This is a genomic window from Treponema sp. OMZ 805 (genome assembly GCF_050937395.1).
GTDB lineage: Bacteria > Spirochaetota > Spirochaetia > Treponematales > Treponemataceae > Treponema.
In genome coordinates this window covers 1-2,307 of the sequence record NZ_JACCLP010000031.1, presented here as the reverse complement: position 1 = coordinate 2,307, position 2,307 = coordinate 1, and the positions used below count along the sequence as shown (strand labels likewise).

Genomic DNA, 2,307 nt, shown 5'->3' with positions numbered 1-2,307 from the left:
ATCAGGATCAGGAAGAGAGCGCATCAGCCGGACAAAGTCATTTGCCCGCTCGCGGGTTGCAAAGTGATTACCGCTCATTTTTTCAATCGTTTCTTCAACGGTCTGTATACGCTTATCTGCCGTATCTTTCGTGTCCGGACTCCAGCGATCAAAGCGCTGTACGCCGCCTGTCTGCTTTTTATACTTTCCCATCATTCATACCCCTGTAACACAGCGCTGCTTTCCCTCGTGCTTCGTGAATACGGCATTCCTGCTCTTTTCTTTTTTGCCGCTTCAATGAGTTTTCTCACCACTCCTTCAAGCGCATCAGGGCCGTCTTTATATTCCCCATCAGGATATTGCAGAAGCTCATCTATCAATTCTTTTTGATCCGCATCTTGTTTATAAAACCTGATGATACCGTTTTCGATCGGTGCAGAAAGCGTTGCTTCAATGCGGGTATCTTTATTGATTGTCGCCGTCTCAGGTCGGTACGGAATGTAATAGCCTTCCTGCTCCGCCTTCATATCAAGCACGGTTGCAAGCATCGCTTGCCCGCCGTTATCTTCAAAAAACATATACGACGGATTCCACGCTTGATAGATCATATACATACCGTCTACCATCCGCTGAATACTTTCTTTACGGATACGCGCTTTTAAGATATAGATGATTCCTTCATTCGTAATACCGGCACAAACAGTTGCTTTAAAACAGTGTTTTTCTTCCTGTTTAACACTTGGATCAGTCCACGAAAAAACGTAGGCAAAGCGTACCGCGGTAAGTTCTTCCGGTTGGTAGCCGCGGATGTGTTCTTCCTTAAAAATGCGCTCATCAAGGGCAATCGGAATTAATAAAAACTCTTGCCCGTATGCAAGAGAGCCAATGGTGCGCTTGAGCCGCTTTAACCGGTCGAGAGGAAAGAAATCGGGCCATGTCGGTTTTCCGCGCATTTCCGCCGGGAATTTGTACGTTTTGACCGCCTCTATTTCATCGCTTCCTTTCTCTAACGTTGCTGCGACGCATTGCGTATTAAGCGGAGTAGCCACAATGATACATGAATAGTTTGCAGCTAAGGCAGGGATTAAATCCTGCATAATCCACTCAACCGATTCTTTTACAAACTTCCGTGATTTTGCCCGCTTTCTACTTTGAATATCATCGAGCCTGACATAATCCGGGCGGGCTGCTCCATACACAAGTCCACGCGGGTCTTGTCCGATTGAAACGGCAACAACGCCGATGCGACTTCCTTTTTTACCGGGTACATTGACCGAAAAGTCTCCCATCGCAGGACGCTTTCCTTCCGGAATAAAGTCACCGAAGTCATTTTTAAGCCGCTGATTGTACATCAGCTCTAAAAGAATGCGGCCGGTAAAGCGTGCACTTTTGTCTTCCGTGTAGCTTGCAAAAAGCATAAACTTCCGCTTGCCATAAGCGATTTCGTGTATCGGATCAAGCAGTGTAAAAAACGTAGACTTTCCACAGCCGCGGAATGCTTGCAGTAAAATCGGCTCTTTTTCGGTAAGCCGGATTTTTTCCCATTCTTTATGAAATTTTGCCCCTTCACTTGCAACGTATTCGGGGAAGTAGGTACGGGCAAATTCCCATACCGAATCAGCACACTTACGTTTCCGCGCCTCTTTTGCTTTTTCACTATTATCAAGAAACAGCGGACGGGATAAGATTTCTTCTTTGAGCTTATTCCATTCTTTTTCAAGTTCCCGCGCTGTTCTAATTTCTTTCACGTTTGATAGTCCTTTTATAATAAGCCTTTTTTCGTGCTATACTCCGAAAGTGTTTGATAGATACTTTCCCAATGCGGCTCCATTTGTGTTTTTAAGGCAGGTTCATTTTCATAGAGCCACCGGTCGGCAATTTTAATCAGGTCAAGCGCGACACCCATATACTGGCTGCGGTTATCGAGCTTTTGTAAAACGCTCACATGCTTCGCAATCGCATCGGCTATTTTTCCATCGGAAAGAAGATCGGGACTTTGTTTTATTTTTACTACCCACTGCTTTAAGGCTTCTGCATACATGGTGACTAATTCGCGCGGACTCATGTTATACACCCGCCGTGCCGTGTCCCAGTCGCTGGTCTCCCCTAATGCTGCAGCGTCTGCTTTCCAGCGGTATATCGTGCCTTCACTTACTGCAAGTTCAGCGGCAATTTGAGCGCAGGATTTTCCTTCCTTTACATAAAGCCGCTCAGCCTCAGCGCGTCTTTCATCTTTTGCCATACCGCTTCTAGCCCTTTTTAATTTCCTTGCGCAATTCGCGAATGTCGTCTTTCATATCTTTAAAGCCGTTGTTTATCGATGCGCTT

3 protein-coding genes are annotated in these 2,307 nt (G+C 45.9%); all 3 read right to left on the bottom strand.

What is annotated here, in order from left to right; translation table 11 throughout:
* Positions 1-195, bottom strand: a 195-nt coding sequence (locus HGH47_RS12075; protein WP_432912673.1) for a hypothetical protein, incomplete at its 3' end; no start/stop codon positions are given.
* Positions 192-1,727 (bottom strand): hypothetical protein, encoded by a 1,536-nt coding sequence (locus tag HGH47_RS12070; protein ID WP_432912670.1) that lies wholly within the window; start codon positions 1,725-1,727, stop codon positions 192-194. The genes HGH47_RS12070 and HGH47_RS12075, both read right to left, overlap by 4 nt.
* Positions 1,728-1,741: 14 nt before the next feature.
* Complete coding sequence (locus tag HGH47_RS12065; RefSeq protein WP_432912667.1) at positions 1,742-2,221, bottom strand: DUF1804 family protein; 480 nt, start codon at positions 2,219-2,221, stop codon at positions 1,742-1,744.
* Between the last annotated feature and the right edge of the window lie 86 nt (positions 2,222-2,307).